This window comes from Streptomyces sp. AK08-02 (assembly GCF_033795085.1).
Classification (GTDB): Bacteria; Actinomycetota; Actinomycetes; order Streptomycetales; family Streptomycetaceae; genus Streptomyces; species Streptomyces echiniscabiei.
This window is the reverse complement of the sequence record NZ_JARAZV010000010.1, coordinates 29,949-47,727: the sequence shown is the minus strand read 5'-3', so window position 1 is coordinate 47,727 and position 17,779 is coordinate 29,949. Positions and strand designations below refer to the sequence as shown.

At 70.1% G+C, this 17,779-nt stretch carries 15 protein-coding genes; 12 read left to right on the top strand and 3 right to left on the bottom strand.

Features of this window, described 5'->3' with window-relative positions:
• Positions 1-51 precede the first annotated feature (51 nt).
• The 7 genes from PV734_RS21370 to PV734_RS21340 are packed head-to-tail and all read left to right on the top strand — an operon-like array spanning position 52 to position 7,558.
• Positions 52-1,206: a DUF6365 family protein gene (locus PV734_RS21370; RefSeq protein ID WP_319096244.1), complete on the top strand. Its 1,155-nt coding sequence runs from the start codon at positions 52-54 to the stop codon at positions 1,204-1,206.
• Positions 1,203-2,612 carry a hypothetical protein gene (locus tag PV734_RS21365; RefSeq protein ID WP_319096245.1) on the top strand — a complete coding sequence of 470 codons (1,410 nt, stop codon included), beginning with the start codon at positions 1,203-1,205 and terminating at the stop codon, positions 2,610-2,612. The genes PV734_RS21370 and PV734_RS21365 overlap by 4 nt, the downstream gene beginning before the upstream one ends.
• Positions 2,613-2,622: 10 nt before the next feature.
• Positions 2,623-3,540: a radical SAM protein gene (locus PV734_RS21360; RefSeq protein ID WP_319290948.1), complete on the top strand. Its 918-nt coding sequence runs from the start codon at positions 2,623-2,625 to the stop codon at positions 3,538-3,540.
• Positions 3,541-3,544: 4 nt separating this feature from the next.
• On the top strand, positions 3,545-4,228 hold the full coding sequence (locus PV734_RS21355) for a hypothetical protein (protein WP_319096248.1): 684 nt from the start codon (positions 3,545-3,547) through the stop codon (positions 4,226-4,228).
• 5 nt (positions 4,229-4,233) lie between these two features.
• Complete coding sequence (locus PV734_RS21350; RefSeq protein ID WP_319096249.1) at positions 4,234-5,457, top strand: DUF6365 family protein; 1,224 nt, start codon at positions 4,234-4,236, stop codon at positions 5,455-5,457.
• A gap of 11 nt (positions 5,458-5,468) precedes the next feature.
• The gene (locus tag PV734_RS21345; protein WP_319096250.1) at positions 5,469-6,671 is read left to right on the top strand and encodes a cytochrome P450; all 1,203 of its coding nucleotides are present in this window, start codon (positions 5,469-5,471) and stop codon (positions 6,669-6,671) included.
• Positions 6,668-7,558, top strand: a complete 891-nt coding sequence (locus PV734_RS21340) for an SAM-dependent methyltransferase (protein WP_319290946.1) — start codon at positions 6,668-6,670, stop codon at positions 7,556-7,558. Before PV734_RS21345 ends, PV734_RS21340 begins: the two co-directional genes overlap by 4 nt.
• Here the strand turns inward: PV734_RS21340 and PV734_RS21335 are convergent.
• A complete protein-coding gene (locus PV734_RS21335) occupies positions 7,518-8,477 on the bottom strand; it encodes a UDP-glucuronic acid decarboxylase family protein (protein WP_319096252.1) in 960 nt (319 codons plus the stop codon). The genes PV734_RS21340 and PV734_RS21335 overlap by 41 nt on opposite strands.
• A gap of 51 nt (positions 8,478-8,528) precedes the next feature.
• Complete coding sequence (locus PV734_RS21330; protein ID WP_319290943.1) at positions 8,529-9,584, bottom strand: hypothetical protein; 1,056 nt, start codon at positions 9,582-9,584, stop codon at positions 8,529-8,531.
• A 176-nt stretch (positions 9,585-9,760) separates the two neighbouring features.
• Between PV734_RS21330 and PV734_RS21325 the strand changes: the two genes are divergently transcribed.
• Together PV734_RS21325 and PV734_RS21320 are read left to right on the top strand one after the other, a co-directional pair.
• Positions 9,761-10,606 carry a hypothetical protein gene (locus tag PV734_RS21325; protein ID WP_319290941.1) on the top strand — a complete coding sequence of 282 codons (846 nt, stop codon included), beginning with the start codon at positions 9,761-9,763 and terminating at the stop codon, positions 10,604-10,606.
• 84 nt (positions 10,607-10,690) lie between these two features.
• Positions 10,691-11,677 carry an AfsR/SARP family transcriptional regulator gene (locus tag PV734_RS21320; RefSeq protein WP_319096256.1) on the top strand — a complete coding sequence of 329 codons (987 nt, stop codon included), beginning with the start codon at positions 10,691-10,693 and terminating at the stop codon, positions 11,675-11,677.
• Positions 11,678-11,781: 104 nt separating this feature from the next.
• Here PV734_RS21320 and PV734_RS21315 read toward each other — a convergent pair whose 3' ends face one another.
• Complete coding sequence (locus tag PV734_RS21315; RefSeq protein ID WP_319290938.1) at positions 11,782-13,293, bottom strand: BTAD domain-containing putative transcriptional regulator; 1,512 nt, start codon at positions 13,291-13,293, stop codon at positions 11,782-11,784.
• A 501-nt stretch (positions 13,294-13,794) separates the two neighbouring features.
• Between PV734_RS21315 and PV734_RS21310 the strand changes: the two genes are divergently transcribed.
• The 3 genes from PV734_RS21310 (at position 13,795) to PV734_RS21300 (ending at position 17,688) form a co-directional block, all read left to right on the top strand.
• A complete protein-coding gene (locus tag PV734_RS21310; protein WP_319290935.1) occupies positions 13,795-14,871 on the top strand; it encodes a glycoside hydrolase family 19 protein in 1,077 nt (358 codons plus the stop codon).
• Between the two features lie 305 nt (positions 14,872-15,176).
• Positions 15,177-16,589 carry a ricin-type beta-trefoil lectin domain protein gene (locus PV734_RS21305; protein WP_319096261.1) on the top strand — a complete coding sequence of 471 codons (1,413 nt, stop codon included), beginning with the start codon at positions 15,177-15,179 and terminating at the stop codon, positions 16,587-16,589.
• A 601-nt stretch (positions 16,590-17,190) separates the two neighbouring features.
• Positions 17,191-17,688 (top strand): helix-turn-helix domain-containing protein, encoded by a 498-nt coding sequence (locus PV734_RS21300; RefSeq protein WP_319096262.1) that lies wholly within the window; start codon positions 17,191-17,193, stop codon positions 17,686-17,688.
• The last annotated feature ends 91 nt before the right edge of the window (positions 17,689-17,779 follow it).

Sequence of the window (17,779 nt, the reverse complement as noted above, 5' to 3'; positions counted from 1 at the left end):
TTCATCGCCCCGAGCAGAATGTCCCGGGGGGAGGCCGTGGTGGCGGCCGGAATGGCTCGCACGTTGCCGCGGTCCCGGTTCCACACCGGATTCGCGGCCGCGCCCGAGACCGTCCCCCACCTGCACGACCTCGGGATCCCGGCGCTCCCGCTGGACGGCGCCACCCCCGCCGACAACCGTGAGCTGCTCGACCGTGTCGTCCGGGGCTTCCGCCCGGACCTGCTCGTAGCGGCTGACCCGTTCGCCGTGCACCGGGCCCGCGACTGGACCGGGCAGCCGCTCACGACACTGCGCGAGCGCTACGGTGTGCCGGTCGCCGGAATCGACCGGCTCGGCCTGCCGGGCGCCGACTACACGGCCGACTTCTACGGCGGGGTCCGCACCCGGCTCCCCAGGGTGTTCGACGCCTGCGACCTGGTGATCCGGACCTGCGCGCCGTATCCGCCCGAGCACGGCCCCGAAGGCGTCGTGACGGTCGGATCGCAGCCTAGCGGCCTGCACGAGGGAGGCCTGCGCGGCGCGACCCCGCCGACCGACGACCCCGCCGGCGCGCCCCGGCGGCCGACGGTCTTCCTCGTCACCTCACCTTGGGAGCACCGGAGCGCGGCGCGCTCGATCCCGGCGGCCGAACTCGTCGACGCGCTACCGAGGTTGGTGCACAGCCATCTGGCCGCACTCGGCCGTCCGCTGGAGGTGGTGCACGTCGGCGAACGCCCCTGGCGCTTCGCCCCCGCCGAACAGATCGAGTACCGGCACTTCGGCAAGCTGCCCTACCAGATGTACCACGAGCGGCTGACCTCGGCGGACCTGTTCCTGACCACCAACGTGCTGTCCGCGACCCTCGCCCGGGCGGTCGCGGCCGGAGTCCCGGCCCTGCTGCTCGACAACCACGACAAGCTGGAGCAGCCCGCGTTCCCCGACTGGGTCAGGGACACCGCGCCGCTGCTGCACACCCTCCACCCCTACCGGGTGGCGCCGCTCGGCTGGCACGACATGCTGGAACCGCTGCTCGCCGGCAACCCGTACCGGGACTGCTTCGCCGCCGCCGGAATCCTCGACCGGCAGGCCGTGCTGGGCACACTGACCGACCTGCTGGACGAGGGGCCGGCGCGTGCGGGCCTGCGGGAACGACAGGCCGGTTACCGGGAGCGCCTGGCCGCACTGCCCGAACTCGGTACGGCGCTGAGCACGGCGGTGACCCGATGACCGTCCGTCTGCTGCACGACGACGTCAGCGCCCTGACCGGGCGTCGGACGATCGGCCGGCGCCGGATAGACCCCTCGGCCGGGCGGCGCTTCGACATGACGATGCGCAACGACTTCCTGACCCCCACCGGTGCCCCGTACAAGTGGCAGGAACTGGACGCGAGCCTCGATCGCGTGGTCGTCGGCGGCGGGGTGCCCACGGTGGTCCCGGTCCGATACGAGTGGCAGCACGTGCGGGCGCGTACCGGCACCCCGAAGGGCACCGAGAACTGGCGGGAGTGGACGTTCGCCCGTGGCCAGAGCTTCGGCTCGACGTTGCTGCACACGGACACGGACGGCGCCGTCCCGCCGCTCGACGACGCCGTCGACCCGCCGCCGCACATGGACATCGGCTACCCGCGGCTGCCCAAGTCGCCCGCCGTGGACCTGCTGCTCATGCTCAGCTGGGACGTCGTCGCCTTCGAACTGTTCTGCACCCACCTGACCGCGGCACCGGAGCTGCGGGAGGTCGGCGGCCGCACGGAGCTCGGCGGGATCACCGGAAGCCGGGCCCGGTTCCGCTTCTCCGATCCCGGCACGGTCGCCGAGTTCCACCACGTCACGCCGGTCGCCGCCGAGCACCTGGGCTACGGCAGGTACGCCGGCCGGCCCTCCGCCGTCTACGCCCTCAGCTGCCTGGACTGCCCCCTCGACGTACGGGCCGGCACGGTGGCGCAGCGCGGGCGCTCCTCCTACTGGGCGAAGGCCCAGATCGACCTGGAGACGGGAGATCTGCTCTCCGCGGACATGACCGAGATGATCATCGCCACGCTCACCGGCCCGGACGGCCGGCGCGTCCCCGTGCAGAAGCGACGTCTGGTGCGGCTGGCCGTCCACTCGGACGCCCCCGAGGCCGATTTCCCCGCCGCGGCACCGGGGGAGTACCCGACCGAGGTCGCCGTACGGGTCGACCCGGAGACCCTCGCCGAGGCGATCCGGCTCGTCGAACGCGCCACGGACTACCTGGTCTGGCAGATCTCCGTACTGCAGACCCTCACGGAGGGGATGGCCGAGCTGGCCCTGATGGGCTTCCGCAGTGTGGTCGGCATGGATCCCGTCGACGTGCACCGGGCGGTCCAGCCCCTGATGGCGGACCTGCGCGCGGCGGCCGACGGAGCGCCCGGCGGGATCGTCGCCCTGCGCGCGGCGCTGCCGGCCTACCGCAGGCCCCTTGAAGGGCTGCTCGCCTTCGGCCGGCTCGCGGTGGACGGGGCGATCCGGCACGCGGCGCTCGACGACTCCGGCCGCGCGCACACCCGTCACCAGCTCGACGCCGTGGGCACCGACCTCGGCGAGCTGCTGGTACTGCTCGACCTGCTGGAGCGAGCCGGCCCGGCCACCGCCCCGGCCGATGCCCACGAATCCTGAAGGAGGAGTCATGAAGGCCCTGAGCGTGCACCTGACCGATATCTGCAACAGCAAGTGCAACTTCTGCATCGTCGACTCGCCGTTCGTGAAGGACGACTCGATCTCCCGCAAGCGCGTCTCCCGGTTCCTGCGCGAGAACGCCGACAGCGGCTTCGAGGCGGTCAACATCCACGGCGGCGAGCCCACCATCCGCCGCGACTTCCTGGACATCCTCAAGGAGATCAAGGACCTGGGATACCCCACGGTCCTGCTCCAGACCAACGGCCGCAAACTGGCGCGCAGACAGTACGCCGAGACCGTGATGGAACTGGGCGTGAGCCTCTTCGTCGTCTCCATGCACGGCGCCAACTCGCTCACCCAGGACCGGATCAGCAAGTCGCTCGGCTCGTTCCGGCAGGCCGTCGACGGCATCACGAACGTCAAGGAACTCGGCGCCAAGGTCCGCACCAACTCGGTGGTCTGCAAGGACAACTTCACCGAGATCCCGGAGATCGCGGACCTGTGCATGGACCTCGGGGCCGACCACGTGAACATCTCGGCCCTGCACACCTCCGGCACCGCCCTGCGCAACTTCGCCGAGGTCACCCCGACCTATGACGAGATCCGGCCGTACGTCTTCGAGGCGGTGGACCGGGCCGTCGCCCGCGACCGGGTCATCACCCTGGAGGGCTTCCCGCACTGCGCCATCCCCGGCTACGAGCATCACATGATCAACTGGCGGGAGAACCGGTTCAAGATGCTCTACCGGGCCTACGTGTTCGAGGACTACGAGAACTACATGGACGCCAACGCCCGTGTGAAGGAGGCGCGTTGCGGCGGCTGCGCGCAGAACGACGTCTGCGGCGGTGTGTACAAGGAATACGCGGAGTTCGTCGGCTGGAACGAGTTCCAGCCGTTCGCGCCCGCCGACTCGACCGCGACGGCGTGACCCCGTGCGCCTCATCTCCACCGCCGACGACGAGCTGTACGGGCTGGCCAGCACGGCGGGCAAGTTCGGTCGCGCCGACAAGCTGCTGGCCCGCCTCGACGTCTCCCGCTCGGCCGATCCGCCGGACGGCGACGCGGCACTCAGGTACGGGCTCGCACAGATGGCCGTCCTTCCCAGCATCGGCGTCGAGTTCGCCGCGCACGCCCGCTTCACCGACACCGTCGCTGCCCTCGGGGACGCCCTGTCCCTCGACCCGGACAACTGGCTCGCCCGGTACGGCCGGGCCCGCCTGCGGGCCCTCATCCCGAGCAGCTACGGCGCCTACGCGGTGCAGCTCACCGGCGAACTCGCGCAGGCCGCCGAGGATCTCGACCACCTGATCGCCGCGCAGTCCGGGTGCGCCCCCGAGCCGTACTTCGTGAGCGCCCACGCCCTCGCCGCGGTGATCGACAGGCTGGCCGGGACCGCCCCCTCGGCGGGCCGGCCCCCGTTGTCCGACGCACTCGCCGCCTGCCCCCGGGTCCCCGTCCGGTTCAGGGCGCTCGGCGCGGTCCTGTGCGAACCGCTGGCCACGCTGCACGCCGAAGCGGACGGGGCCGAGCGAGAGCTGCTCGGCGAGGTTCTCCGTACGGTCTACGGCCATCAGGTCACGGTGGACGGCGTGCGCCGCCAACCGGCGGGGAGGTGAGGGCCGTGACCGGACGCAGAGTGCTGTTCCTGGGCCTTGGCCACCTGTCCAACGGGGACATCAGCATCGCGGCGGACTTCGCCCGGCAACTCCCGCCGGACGAGTTCGAGGTGGGGTTCGTGACCTCCGCGGCCGTCGCCGGGTACGTGCGCGGGCTCGGCCTGAAGACGTATCCGCTGGAGAGCGAGGATCCTCGGCGCAACCTGGAGGCCTTCGACCGGCTCGTCGCCGAGTTCCGCCCCGGACTGCTCGTCGCGGCCGACGCGTTCACCCTGGACTACTCGACCGCGTGGTCCGGCCTGAGCATGAGCCTGCTGCGCGAGCGCTACGACATCGCGCTGGCCAGCTTCGACCAGTACGACTACCCGGCCGCGGACTACGTCGTCGACTTCTACGGCGGCCACCGGACCCGGTTCCCGAGGCTGCTCGACAGCTGCGACCTGCTGATCCGCAACAGCCCGCTCAACCGTCCGGTGCCCGGGGACCGGCGGGTGGCCGTGACCCGGATGGTGTGCGGCGGACCCGCGACGCGGCCCGTCTCCCGGCACCCCACGCGGGTGCCGACGGTCTTCTTGACCAACTCCCGGTGGGAGTACGTCAACGTCGTGAGATCCCCGGTCATGACGCAGCTGATGCGCTCGATGCCACGCCTCATCCACAGCCACCTCGCCGCCCTGGACCGGCCGCTGCGTGTCGTGCATGTCGGCCCGACCGCATGGGACTTCAGCCCGGCACCGGCCATCGACTACCAGTACGTGCCCCACCTCGCCCCGGAGGACTTCCATGTGCAGCTGGCGGCGGCGGACCTCTACCTCACCGGCAACGCCGTCTCGGTGACGCTCACCCAGGCAGTGCTGGCCGGGGTGCCGTCCCTGCTGCTCGACAACCGCAAGGTGCTCGACGTCGGCAGGCTCGTGCGGGCCGGGTCGGCGCCGGGATGGCTGACGGAGGCCGCTCCCGGCCTGGAGGTCGCCTACCCGTACCGGGTCTTCCCGTGGGGCTGGCACGACTTCCTGACCCCGGTGCTCACCGACAACCCGTACACGGACTGCTTCCTGACCGCGGGCGTCTTCGAGCGCCGCAAGGTACTGCGGGCGATGAGCACACTGCTGGACGACGCGGCGACCCGTGCACAACTCGCCGACCGCCAGGCCGACCTGGTCCACCGACTCGACCAACTCCCCTCCGCGGGCGAGGCGCTCAGCGGCGCCGAACTCCCCGGCTGGTGAAGGGAAACCCCGTGACAGAGCCGACGCCACGGCCCGTGATGCCGTTCCGGCAGCCCCAGCCCCTCCTGCCCTCGCCGGAACTGCGCGACCTCCAGCAGCGCTGTCCCGTGCACCGGGTCCGCACCCGCACGGGCGACGAGGCGTGGCTCGTGACCGGACACGACGAAGTGCGGTCGCTCTACGCCGGTGACCGGCTCGGCCGCTCGCACCCGCGACCGGAACGCGCGGCCAGGCTGACCGCCTCCGCGCTGTTCGGCGGCCGGCCGCGCGAGCACTACGGCACCGAGGACGCCGACCGGCAGTGGATGAGGCAGGTGCTGCACACCGTCATGTCGCCCGCCCGGCTGCGCGAGCTGCGCCCGTGGCTGGACGCCACGGTCACCGAACTGCTCGACCGGTTCGAGGCCGCGCCGCGGCCCGCCGACCTCGTCGACCTGATCGCCGTACCGCTGCCGACGCTGGTGATCTGCAGACTGCTCGGCGTTCCAGCGAAGGACCTGGCCCGGTACCGCGAACTCGCCGACGCGATCGCCTCGGCCGGTGACGAACAGCTTTCCGGGCAGGGGCTGGCAGAACTGACCGACGGACTGCGCGAGTTGGTGGCCGCGGGACGCGTCACGGCCGACGGGCTGCTCGGCAGGCTGCGCGCGGCCCCGTACCGGCTCCCGCCCGGCGTCGTCGCCGACATCGGCGCCGCCATGATGTTCACGGGCCACCACACCACGGTCGTCGCGATCGGCTACGGCACGCTGCTGCTGATGACCAACCCGGAGCAGCGCGCGGCGGTGCTGGCCGATCCGGACAAGCTGCCGGCCGCCGTCGAGGAGTGCCTGCGGATCGGGAACGCCGGTGTGAACGTCGGCGGCGGCAACGGCATCCCCACCTACGCGCGGGAGGACTTCGAACTCGCGGACGTGTGCGTCCGGGCCGGGGACCTGGTTCTGCTGGACACCGGCTCGGCCAACCACGACGAGACGGTGTTCGACGACGCCCACCGGTTCGTCGTGGACCGTCCGGCCAACCAGCACCTCACCTTCGGGTACGGCCGTCACTACTGTCCCGGAGCCGGCCTGGCCCGGGTCGAGATGTCGGCACTGTTCGCCCAACTGCTGCCGCGCTTCCCCCAGTTGCGTCCCGCCGTGGGTCTGCACGAACTGCGGGCACACGACGACCAGATCACCGGCGGGCTGGCCGCCCTGCCGGTCACCTGGTGAGCGGCGGACCGGCCGGCGTCGGCCGTACGGCGCTCGGCGCGGCGATGATCCGCGCGGTGGAGAGCCGCCGCCCCGACCGGCTCTTCCACGATCCTTACGCCGCCCACTTCCTCACCGCCGCACCGGAGGTGTTCCGCACCCCGGGACAGGGCCCGGCGGGCGGACGTGGTGGGCCGCGCGGCGCCGTCGCAGGACTCGGTGGCCTGTCCGGCGCGGCGGCCGGATTCTGGGCACAGGTCGTCCTGCGCACCCGCTTCTTCGACGACCACCTGCTGGCCGCCAGCACGCACGGTGTACGCCAGGTCGTGCTGCTCGCGGCCGGCCTGGACACCCGGGCCTACCGCCTGGCCTGGCCCGACGGCGTCAGTGTCTTCGAACTCGACCTGCCCGGCGTGCTCGACTTCAAGCGGCGCGTCCTCGCCCCCCGCGCGGCCGAGCCGCGCGGGGACCTGCGCGCGATCCCGGCAGACCTCCGTGAGGACTGGCCGACGCCGCTGGCCGAGGCGGGATTCCGCGCCGAAGAGCCGACCGCCTGGCTGCTCGAAGGCCTGCTGATCTACCTGTCCGCCAACGAGGTCACCCGGCTGCTCACGACGATCGGTGAACTGTCCGCCCCCGGCAGCCACATCGCGTTCGAGTACGACGACACGCACCCCGAGGTCCTGCGCGACCGGGCGGCACGGCTGCCCGCCGTGGCCGAGCACGCCAGGCTCTGGCAGGGCGGACTCCCCGACGCACCCGCCCGGCTGGCGGCCGACGGCTGGCGCTGCGCACGGCACGCCCTCGTACCGCTCGCCGCCCGCCTCGGCCGTCCACTCGACGCCGCGTCGTCCCCCGGCGGATTCCTCACCGCCGTTCGCGGCCCTGACCCGCGCCGAGGTCGGTGAACCAGGCCGCCGTCCTCTTGAGTCCCTCGTCGAGCGGGACCTCCGGGGACCAGCCGAGCAGCGTCTTCGCCAGGCTGATGTCGGGGCGCCGCCGCTCGGGATCGTCCACCGGCCGGGGCACGAACTCCACGGGCGAGGCCGAGCCGCACACCTCCCGTACCGCCTCAGCGACCCGAAGCACCGTGTACTCCTCCGGGTTGCCGAGATTCACCGGCCCGGGCACGTCCGAGTGCAGCAGCATCATCAGGCCCCTGACCAGGTCGGACACGTAACACAGGGACCGCGTCTGCGAGCCGCTGCCGCTGACCGTGATCGGCTCGGAGCGCAGCGCCTGGTCGAGGAACGTCGGGACCATCCTGCCGTCGTCCGGCCGCATCCTCGGCCCGTACGTGTTGAAGATCCGCGCGATCGACGTCTCCACGCCGTACACCCCGCGGTACGTCACGGTCAGCGCCTCGGCGAACCGCTTCGACTCGTCGTAGACGGAGCGCGGTCCGATCGGATTGACGTGCCCCCAGTACGACTCCGGCTGCGGGTGCACCAGCGGGTCGCCGTAGACCTCGCTGGTGGAGGTCAGCAGATAGCGCGCGCCCTTCTCCCGGGCCAGCTCCAGCGTGCGCAGGGTGCCGAGCGAGCCGGCCCTGAGGGTGTGCACCGGGAGCCTGAGATAGTCCGCCGGACTCGCGGGCGAGGCGAGGTGCAGCACCGCGTCGAGGTGACCGGGGACCGCGCCCAGCTCGGCGATGTCCTCGCGGACGAGTTCGATGTCACCGCCCGCGGCCAGCTGTTCGATGTTCCGAGGGTCGCCCGTGCTCAGGTCGTCCACGCAGATCACGTCGTAGCCGTCGCCGAGAAGCGCCTCGCACAGATGGGAGCCGAGGAACCCGCTGCCGCCGGCCACCAGAGCACGTCGCCTCATGACACACGTCCTTCCTGACGGTTCATCAGCCCCGGAGGGCTGTTCTGCCGCTCACAGCGGCCGGGTGGCGAGGCCCTGGCAGCGACGCAGCAGATCGATCAGCCGTTCGACATCGGTCTGTACGGCCTTCAACTCGCGGTGCAGCCAGCCGGCGTCGCCGCTCACCAGGTCCGGTCGGCCGGCGATGCTCATCCCCGCCGTCTCGCAGTAGGTCAGAAAGTCCTCCAGCGCGTAGCGCAGCCCGGGCAGCGCCGGGCGCGTGGCCGCCTCGGCCCCGGCGTCACCCGCGGCCCAGCCGCGCAGCCCGCCCCGCACCTCGCGCGCGGCACCCAGGACGCCGTCGAGGCCGGTGTCCCGGTCCGCCTCGGGGTACATCCCGGGTCCGGAAGGGCCGGAGAACGACCCGCGGTGAGCACGCAGATAGTCGATCAGCCGGCTCAGACCGGCCGCGGTCTCCCGCAACAGCGTCCGGCCATCCAACCCGGCCGCCGAGGGCCGCACGGTCGGCGAGCCGTGCCGCTCGGGCGCCGCGACCGGCGCGTATCCGGCAGCGAAGGGATCGTTCAGCACCGTGGCCAGGCTACGGAAGGGCATCGGCCGCCCGCCGCCGCGCCGCACCTCGGCCCGCAGCCGGGCGACGCGATCCGGATCCCGCGACCGTCCCGGCCACTCGGCGAGCCGCGACGCGAGGACGAACGCGGCGACGAAGTACGGCTGTCCCCCGGTCCGCGACTGCAGTTCGATCAGTTCGTCGACCGCGGCGGCCACACCGCCCAGTTCGTCCTCGGAGGGGTCCTTGCCGGCCAACGCCAGACACCGCAGCCGGGCCCGCAGATAGCGTGCCAACCAGTGGTCGGGCACAGCGGCCACCACCTGGTCCAACGCCTCGGTCACCCCGCCGATCCGGCCCCAGGTCTCGATCTCCGAACCGGCCGTCGGCAGAGTCGCCAGCAGGCCCAGCGCGTAGCGGAGCGCGGCGTCCGGATCGTCGGGGTTCTTGTAGTACTGCTCTTCCAGGCGTTCCAGCATGCGTGCGGCCCGACCCATCCGGTCGGCCAGACTCATCGCCTCGAACAGTTCGGCATCCGCAGCCTCGATCAGCCGCATCGATCGCTCTCCCGGCGCACGTCGACGACATTCAGGACCTCGGCAACCTAGCCGCGGCCCGCAGCGTTTTTGCTCAGGCAATGCTGTGATCGATGCTTACTGACAATTCGGTGTCGCGCCGATAGCGTGGCCCAGGTCCCTGTGCTCGTCCTTTTGGAGCCCCTTTGGAGTCCATCGTGGGTCACGGCGTGTATTTCCTGGCCAATGATCGTGTGTACGACAACGTGGTCGCGTTCCTCAACAGCTTCCGCGCGAGCAATCCGACGATCGACCTGTGCCTGATTCCCTTCGCGGACGACATCGAGCGGACCATGGAGCTGGCCTCACGGTACGACTTCACCGTCTTCGACGACGAGGACGTGCTGCGCCGTTGTGACGAGATCGGCGCCCGCTTCCACGGCCGGCCGGCCGGGCATTACCGGAAACTCGCGGCCTGGCACGGGGAGTTCGACCGCTTCGTCTACATCGACTGCGACACCGTCGTGCTCGAACCGGTGGACTTCGTGTTCGGCTATCTCGACGAATACGACTTTCTCACCTCGCATTCGGATATCCACAGCATCCGTAAGTTCGTGTGGCGCGACTCCATTTATGACACCGACGCGCTGACCCGGCAGCAGATCCGCTTCTCGGCGAACACCGGTTTCGTCGTCTCCCACCTCGGCGCCCAGAACCTGCACGAGGTCGAGGCGCGACTGGACGGGGCGGTGGCCCTCGCCGACCACATGGAACTCATGTGCTTCGAGCAACCGCTGCTCAACTACCTGATCGTCACGTCCGGGCGGCCCTACACCAGCCTCTTCGTGATCGCCCAGCGGACCGGCGACTCGTCCATCCCGCAGGAGCGGTGGGCCGGGGCCGGCCTCGACCCTGAGCCCGGCCCGGGGCCCGACCGCGACACGCCCCGTCCGCCGACGATGATGGTGCACTGGGCAGGCGAGTGGGAGAGGAGCCGCCGCGAGGGCACCCCCATCCCGCTCCGGGAGCTGTGGGAGCGATACCGCTATCCCGCTGTGGGCTGAGGGAGCGACAAGGGGTTTCCCGGATGCTACGGGGCGGGCCGAGACGCGAGCATGGGCGTCCTGCCCGCGTTCGAGGGAGAGCCAGTGGAGTTCCGTGTCCTGGGGCCGGTGGTAGCACTGTCCGACGGCCGTCCCGTGCCGCTCAAAGAGCGCAAGCAGCGTCTCGTTCTCGCGCTGTTGCTGCTGGAGTCGAACCAACTGGTGCCGATCGACCGGCTGGTGGATCTGCTGTGGCAGCACGATCCGCCGAACAGCGCGCGCCGGATCGTCCAGGCGTATCTCAGCCGTCTGCGCACCATGGTGGAGAGGCTGGACCGGGAGCGGAGCCGGGTGATCCGTTACGGCAGCTGTTACATGCTGGAATGCGAGCCCCACCAGGTCGACGTGTTCCGCTTCCGCACCCTGCTCGACGAGGCCCGCCGGATCGAGGACGACCATGCGAAGGCCGCGATTCTGCACGAAGCGGTGTCCCTTTGGCGTGGCCCCGCACTGGCCGACGCCGCCGACGACCAACTGCGCCGTGAACTGTGCGGCGGCCTTGAGGAGGCGCGAGCGACGGCGGTCGAGGACCGGCTCGATGCCCGGCTGCGGCTCGGGCAGCATGTGGCGCTTCTCGACGAGCTCACCGATCTGCACGCCCGGCACCCCACCCACACGCGGGTCGCGGCGCAGCTGATGACGGCCCTGTACCGGTCGGGACGCTCGTCCGAGGCGCTCCAGGTCCATCTGCGGACCCGCGAGTGGCTGCGCTCGGAGCTGGGAATCGACCCGACCGCGGATCTGGACCGGCTGTACACCGCGATCCTGCGCAACGATCCCGCACTGGACGTGCCGAAGCCGCCGGCGGAGCCCCCTCCCGTCGACGCGACCACCCTCGCCACACCCATCACACCCGTCGCACCCGTCACCCCCATTACTTCCATCGCCCCCATCACCTCCACGAATGATCTCGGTGAGCTGTTGCAACTGCTCGACGCGGCACGCCACGCCGTGACGCGGTTGGCTCAGAAGGGTGCCGCGCAAGGAGTGGACGCGGTCGAGGAGCGATGGGGCCGGGTCGAGCAGAGGTAGGCAGCAGCCGCGAGGGGCTGTCGGGACCGGGACCGGCCCCGACAGCCCCAGCGACACGCGAATCCGTACACGCCCCGGTACGAGTGGTCCGAACGGCCGATGGATCAGCTGACCGCGGTCCACTTCTGGTTCTGGGCGCCTGTGCAGGACCAGAGCCGGAGCGGTGTGCCGTTGCTCCCGCGTGGGTCCGTTGCCTCCACGCATTTGTGAGCCTGGAGGTTGACCAGGTCGTGGGCGGGGTTGAGGCGGAACCTCTGGGAGCCACCGCCGTCGCAGTCGGCCAATCGGACGGCCGCGCCGTTGTCCGTCGAACCGCCCGCGATGTCCAGGCACTTGCCCGAGATCCGGACGAGCCTGTCCTCCGACACGATCTGCCAGTACTGCCTGTCGCTGCTCGAGCAGTCCTGGATCCGCAACGCCGTGTCCCCGAAGGTGCCGCCGTCAACGCACCTGTCGGAGGCGTGACTTTGTATCGCCACGCCTGAGCCAGGCTTGGAGGCGGAAGGGCCCGCTGTCGAAGGCCTCTCTGTCGAAGAGCCTGCTGCCGAACCGTCCTTGTCGGAGTCCGAGCCCGCTACGAGGATGGGGCTGGACGCGAGCAGGGCTATCGCCAGGCCGGAGCCGGCCAGCACCATCCAGCGGAGCCGACGGGTACGGGTGTCCGGACCGCCGGTCCCCTCTCCTGAAGCGTCCCGGCCGACCAACACCACCGGACCGGAGGGCAGTTGAACCGGCACGACCGGGACCGAGGCGGGCACGGGGGCGGGCTCGGGGGCGGGCTTGACCGGGACCGAGGCGGGCAGCTGAGCCGGAACGGCCGGATCCGAGGCGGGCTCGGCCTGGACCGGCGGAGCGAGGAGCCCGACGTCGGCCTGCAGAACCCGCCGGTACGTCGCCTGAAGCGTCGGCCCGGGATCGACGCCCAGCTCGCTCGCGAGCAGCGTCTGCACCTCGCGGTAGGTGGCGAGGGCCGCCGCCTGCCGCCCCGAGCGGTACAGGGCGAGCATCAGCAGCTCCCGGAAGCGCTCGTCCAGCGGATGTTCGGCGACCAGACCGGTCAGCTCCGAGACCGCCTGCTCATGGCCCCCCAGTTCGAGTTCGACCGCCCGCCGGGCCGCCTCCGCCGACAGACGCAGTTCGTCCAGCCGCTGCCGCTGACTGTCCGCGTACTCGCCTCGGACACCGGCCAACGCCGTTCCCCGCCACAGAGCGAGCGCGTCACCCAGGCACTTCGCCGCGCCTCGGGCGTCACCCGCACCTCGCAACCGCTCGGCCTGGGCCAGCAGTTCCCGGAAGACGCTCAGATCCAGCTCGCCCGGTGCGGTGAGTTGATAGCCGTCCCCCGCGGCACGGATCACGGACGACGCGGGGTCCCCGGCGGGCTCCAACACCTTACGAAGCCGATGAATGTACGTACGCAGAATGCCACGCGCGGAGGCCGGCGCCTCGGTCCCCCACACCGCGTCGACGAGCCTGTCCACCGACACCTGTGAGCCTTCGGCCAGTAACAACACGGCCAGCAGCGCCCGTTGCTGAGGCGGGCCGAGCGCGATCTCGTCCTTGCCTCGCCATGCCCTGACCGGTCCTAGCAGCGAGAACCGTAATCGCTCTTTCAACCAGCGCCCTCCTTCAGGGATGCACGCCCGAGGCCGGCGTCCGAGGCCGGGCTTCCCGGGCAACCGCGCGGATCACTCCCGGAGTCTAACTGCGGCTCTGTCCGGGACCTTCGTGTTCCAGACCCCGGGGGTGGCGGCGCGAACGGCGCGGTCCGACGGCCCCTCTGGTACGACGCCGAGGTGAGCGTGTGACCGTCTCGCCGTCCTCCACGTGGCTCGCGAGACCCGGCGAGCGGAGGTCAACGGTCTGTGAAGCGAACGTCAACAAGCTGTAGACACCCTGGCGGTTGTCTTGGTCGGGCGGCGTTTCGCGCCGTCTCGCCCAGGAGTGGCACCTACTCACGCCAGTGAGCACCGACGCCTACGGGGGAGATCCCCGTCTCACAGATCGCGGCCTTGAGCCGACCAAGGAGTGGTATTCGTATGTCCGCATCTCTCGTCCATCGGTTACCCGGAAGACGCGCTTCCTCCGGCACCTCCCCGGTGCTTACCGCACTCACGATGCTGGTCGCACTGATCGCCGCCCTGTTCGTGGCCGTGCCGACCGCCACGGCAGCGGACGGCCAGATCAAGGGGCTGGCCGGCAAGTGCGTCGACGTCGCGTCGGCGAGCAGTGCGAACGGGGCGGCCGTACAGCTTTATGACTGCAACGGGACCAACGCTCAGATCTGGTCCAATCCAGGGGACGGCACCCTGCGTGCGCTCGGCAAGTGCCTCGACGTCGTCGAGCACAGCACGGCGGACGGCGCGTCCGTCCAGCTGTGGGACTGCACGGGCGGCGCCAATCAGCAGTGGGTGGTCACCGCGGCTCGTGACATCGTCAACCCCGCCGCCGACAAGTGTCTGGACGTCCGCGAGAACGACTCCGCCAACGGCACCCGGCTGCAGATCTGGACGTGCACCGGCACGTCGAACCAGAAGTGGACGGCGCCTGCGGGCGGGGGCGGTACGACCCCTTCCGGCTTCGTGGTCAGCGAGGCCCAGTTCAACCAGATGTTCCCGAACCGGAACGGCTTCTACACGTACAGCGGGCTGGTGCAGGCGCTGAGCTCCTACCCGGGGTTCGCGAAGACCGGCAGTGACACGGTCAGGAAGCAGGAGGCCGCGGCCTTCCTCGCCAACGTCAATCACGAGACCGGTGGCCTGGTCTATGTGGTGGAGCAGAACACCGCCAACTACCCCCACTACTGCGACCTCAGCCAGTCGTACGGCTGCCCGGCCGGTAAGTCCGCCTACTACGGGCGTGGCCCCATCCAGCTCAGCTGGAACTTCAACTACAAGGCGGCGGGCGACGCGCTCGGGATCGACCTGCTCCACAACCCCTGGCTGGTCGAGACCGACGCCGCCGTGGCCTGGCGCACAGGCCTGTGGTTCTGGAACACGTCGACCGGCGCCGGCACGATGACCCCGCACAACGCGATGGTGAACCAGGCGGGCTTCGGCCAGACCGTCCGTGCCATCAACGGCTCTCTCGAGTGCGACGGGAAGAACCCCGGTCAGGTGCAGAGCAGGGTGAGCGCCTACCAGAGGTTCACCGGGATCCTCGGGGTCGTCCCGGGCGGCAATCTCTACTGCTGAACCCCACCTGAGCCCCTCATGTGACGGTGACTGTGCGGTGCCCGGAGGCACCGCACAGTCACCCCGTCGATCTTGCCAAGGAACGGGAAACTCTCATGAATTCGATGCAGAAGCGCTTCGCGTCCGCGACAGCGTTTGGATTTCTGATGCTCTCGGGGGCGTCAGTGAATACCGTCGCGGCAGCCGCCGCGCCGCAGTCGACTCAGACATCGACTCGGATATCGGCTCAGGCTTCAACCCGAGCTCTGGCTCCGCAGACCTTCGCGCACCCGGGAGTCAACATAACCTCGACGCAACTCGAGTTCGTGCGGACCAAGGTCCAGCAGAGCGCGGCCCCCTGGAAGGGGGCGTACGACGACATGATCAGCGATCCGCTGGCCTCGCTCTCGCGCGTCCCCACCCCTCGCCCGGTCGTCGACTGCGGCCAGAGCAGCAATCCGGACAACGGATGCACGAACGAACGACAGGACGCGATCGCCGCCTACACCGACGCACTCGCGTGGGCCATCAACGGTGACGAGCGGTACGCCAGGAAGTCGATCCAGATCATGGACGCCTGGTCGTCCACGATCACGGGCCACACGGGTCTGAACACGGGAATTCAGACGGCATGGTCGGCCGCGTCGTGGGTGAAGGCCGCCGAACTCATGAAGTACCAGTATCACAATTGGCCGAATGCCGACCGATTCGCGAGCATGCTGCGTTCCGTCTACCTTCCTGTCGTGGTGAACGGCGATGACAGAACCAGCAACTGGGACCTCATCGAGGCCGAGGCCTCGATGGGGATCTCCGTCTTCACCAATGACGGGGTCACCTTCGACAAGGCCGTCGCCCAGTACCTCGCACGCGTTCCCGCGTTCGTCTATCTCGAATCGGACGGGCCCACACCCCGTCGGAGCCCGGACGGCGGTTTCAACTGGGAGACCGCGAACCGGTACATCACCGGAATGACCCAGGAGACGTGCCGGGATTTCGTGCACACCGGCTACAGCATCGCCTCGATGTCCCACATCGCCGAAACGGCTCTCATGCAGAACGTGGATCTCTACCCCCAGGTGGGAGAACGCCTGCGGCAAGCTCTGGGATGGCAGTCCACCCAGGAACTGCGCGCGGCCCCGGAGCCGGCGAACCTGTGCGGTAGAGGACCCCTCGTGCGTGGCCTCGGCCCGGTCACCGAGACCGGGTTCAACGCCCTGCACACGAGGCAGGGAATCGCCATGGCGAACACCCAGGCCCTGACCGAAGGCGGTCGCCCCTGGGGAACGAACTACCTGTTCGTGGCCTGGGAGACGCTGACCAACGCGAACAACCCGGTGATGCCCAACACCCAGCTGCCCACCGGGCCGATCACCGGCCTCGGCGGCAAGTGTGTGGACATCGCCGCGTCCAACAGCGCCAACAGCACCGCCGTCCAGATGTACGACTGCAACGGCACTGACGCGCAGCAGTGGACCGTGGGCGGCGACGGTACCCTCCGAGCGCTCGGCAAGTGCATGGACGTCACCGCCGCAGGCACGGCGGACGGTACCAAGGTGCAGTTGTACGACTGCAAGGGCGGCGGCGCTCAGGTCTGGCAGCGCGGCACCGGGGACACCCTGGTGAACCCGGCCTCGGGCAAGTGCCTGGACGTCACCGAGATGTCCACCGCCAACAACGCCCGGCTGCAGATCTGGTCCTGCACCGGCACCACCAACCAGCAGTTCCATTTGCCGGTCTGACCTCGGGGTCACAGGGAGTACTGCCGCCTGCGACCGGACGGCAGGCGCAGTTCGATGTGGGCGCCGGGCTGCCTAGGGCGAGAGTGCGCCCCCGCCGGGTGCTGTCAGGCACAGGGAGACGACATCCTCGGCCTCCTGATGCCTGGCGGCGACCACCAGTTCCCGGCTCTCGGGTGGCCGGTGGGCGCCTGGGCGCCTGGGCGACGGGTGTTGCTGATGTCCATGGAGACGGCCTGGAGAGCGACGACAAGGGGCGGCTCTACGGCGGCGACCTCGAACACAACACCATCTGGCGCAGGAGCCCGAACGGCACCTACCGGACCCTCGCCCTTCCACGAGGGCCAGGACCTGCGCCGCAAGCCCTGTCTCCTGGTCCGCCTGTCCATCGACGCCGGGCCGGTCAGGCTGGTGTGACCCCCGCGTCCTTCGCCGGAGCACCCGGGCGGGCCGCTCCCCGCTCGGGCGGCCGGCGCGTCGGCCCGATGCGGTCGCCGACCATGTCCCGGGGCCGATCCGGACATCTTGACGCGGGCTCGGCGGTCGCGTCCAGTCCGTCACCGCCTGCTGGGTTTCTTATTGAGACCAACCGTATTCTGGCTTCATGAGACGCACATCCTTCGCGCACTGGCCCTGCTCGATCGCCCGCACCATGGACCTTCTGGGTGACTTGTGGACGCCGCTGGTACTGCGGGAGGCCTTCTACGGGATCAAGCGGTTCGACGCGTTCCAGGAGTCGCTCGGGATCGCGCGCAACACGCTGACCGACCGTTTGCGGCGGCTCGTGGACGAGGGGCTGATGGAGAAGCGGCCCTACCAGAACGATCCAGTGCGGTACGACTATGTCCTCACGGAGAAGGGGCGCGACTTCCACGCCGTGCTGTTGGCCATGAACCGATGGGGTGACCGCTGGCTGGCCGGCGAGGCGGGCCCTCCGGTGACGCATCACCACGATGTCTGCGGCCAGGAAAGCCACGCCGAAGTGGTGTGCGCTGCCTGCGGCGAGCCGATGACCCCTGAGAACACCCACCCGAGGATGGGCCCCGGCTATCCGCCGCGTCTGGCCGAACGGCCGGATGTGCGGGAGCGGTTCGCCGGCTGACGTTTGGCCTCTCACGAGCTCCCTGGCCCCCTTCTTCATGCTTGACAAGTGAGTCTTAATACGCAACTTTCGTTGTCAGGCCCACTTCCTG

Bases quoted from the DNA above. Each gene is read 5' to 3' on its own strand.
- PV734_RS21330 (WP_319290943.1), bottom strand. From the start codon at position 9,584: ATGCGGCTGATCGAGGCTGCGGATGCCGAACTGTTCGAGGCGATGAGT.
- PV734_RS21365 (WP_319096245.1), top strand. From the start codon at position 1,203: ATGACCGTCCGTCTGCTGCACGACGACGTCAGCGCCCTGACCGGGCGT.
- PV734_RS21300 (WP_319096262.1), top strand. From the start codon at position 17,191: ATGAGACGCACATCCTTCGCGCACTGGCCCTGCTCGATCGCCCGCACC.
- PV734_RS21335 (WP_319096252.1), bottom strand. From the start codon at position 8,477: ATGAGGCGACGTGCTCTGGTGGCCGGCGGCAGCGGGTTCCTCGGCTCC.
- PV734_RS21310 (WP_319290935.1), top strand. From the start codon at position 13,795: ATGCTGGTCGCACTGATCGCCGCCCTGTTCGTGGCCGTGCCGACCGCC.
- PV734_RS21360 (WP_319290948.1), top strand. From the start codon at position 2,623: ATGAAGGCCCTGAGCGTGCACCTGACCGATATCTGCAACAGCAAGTGC.
- PV734_RS21370 (WP_319096244.1), top strand. From the start codon at position 52: ATGGCTCGCACGTTGCCGCGGTCCCGGTTCCACACCGGATTCGCGGCC.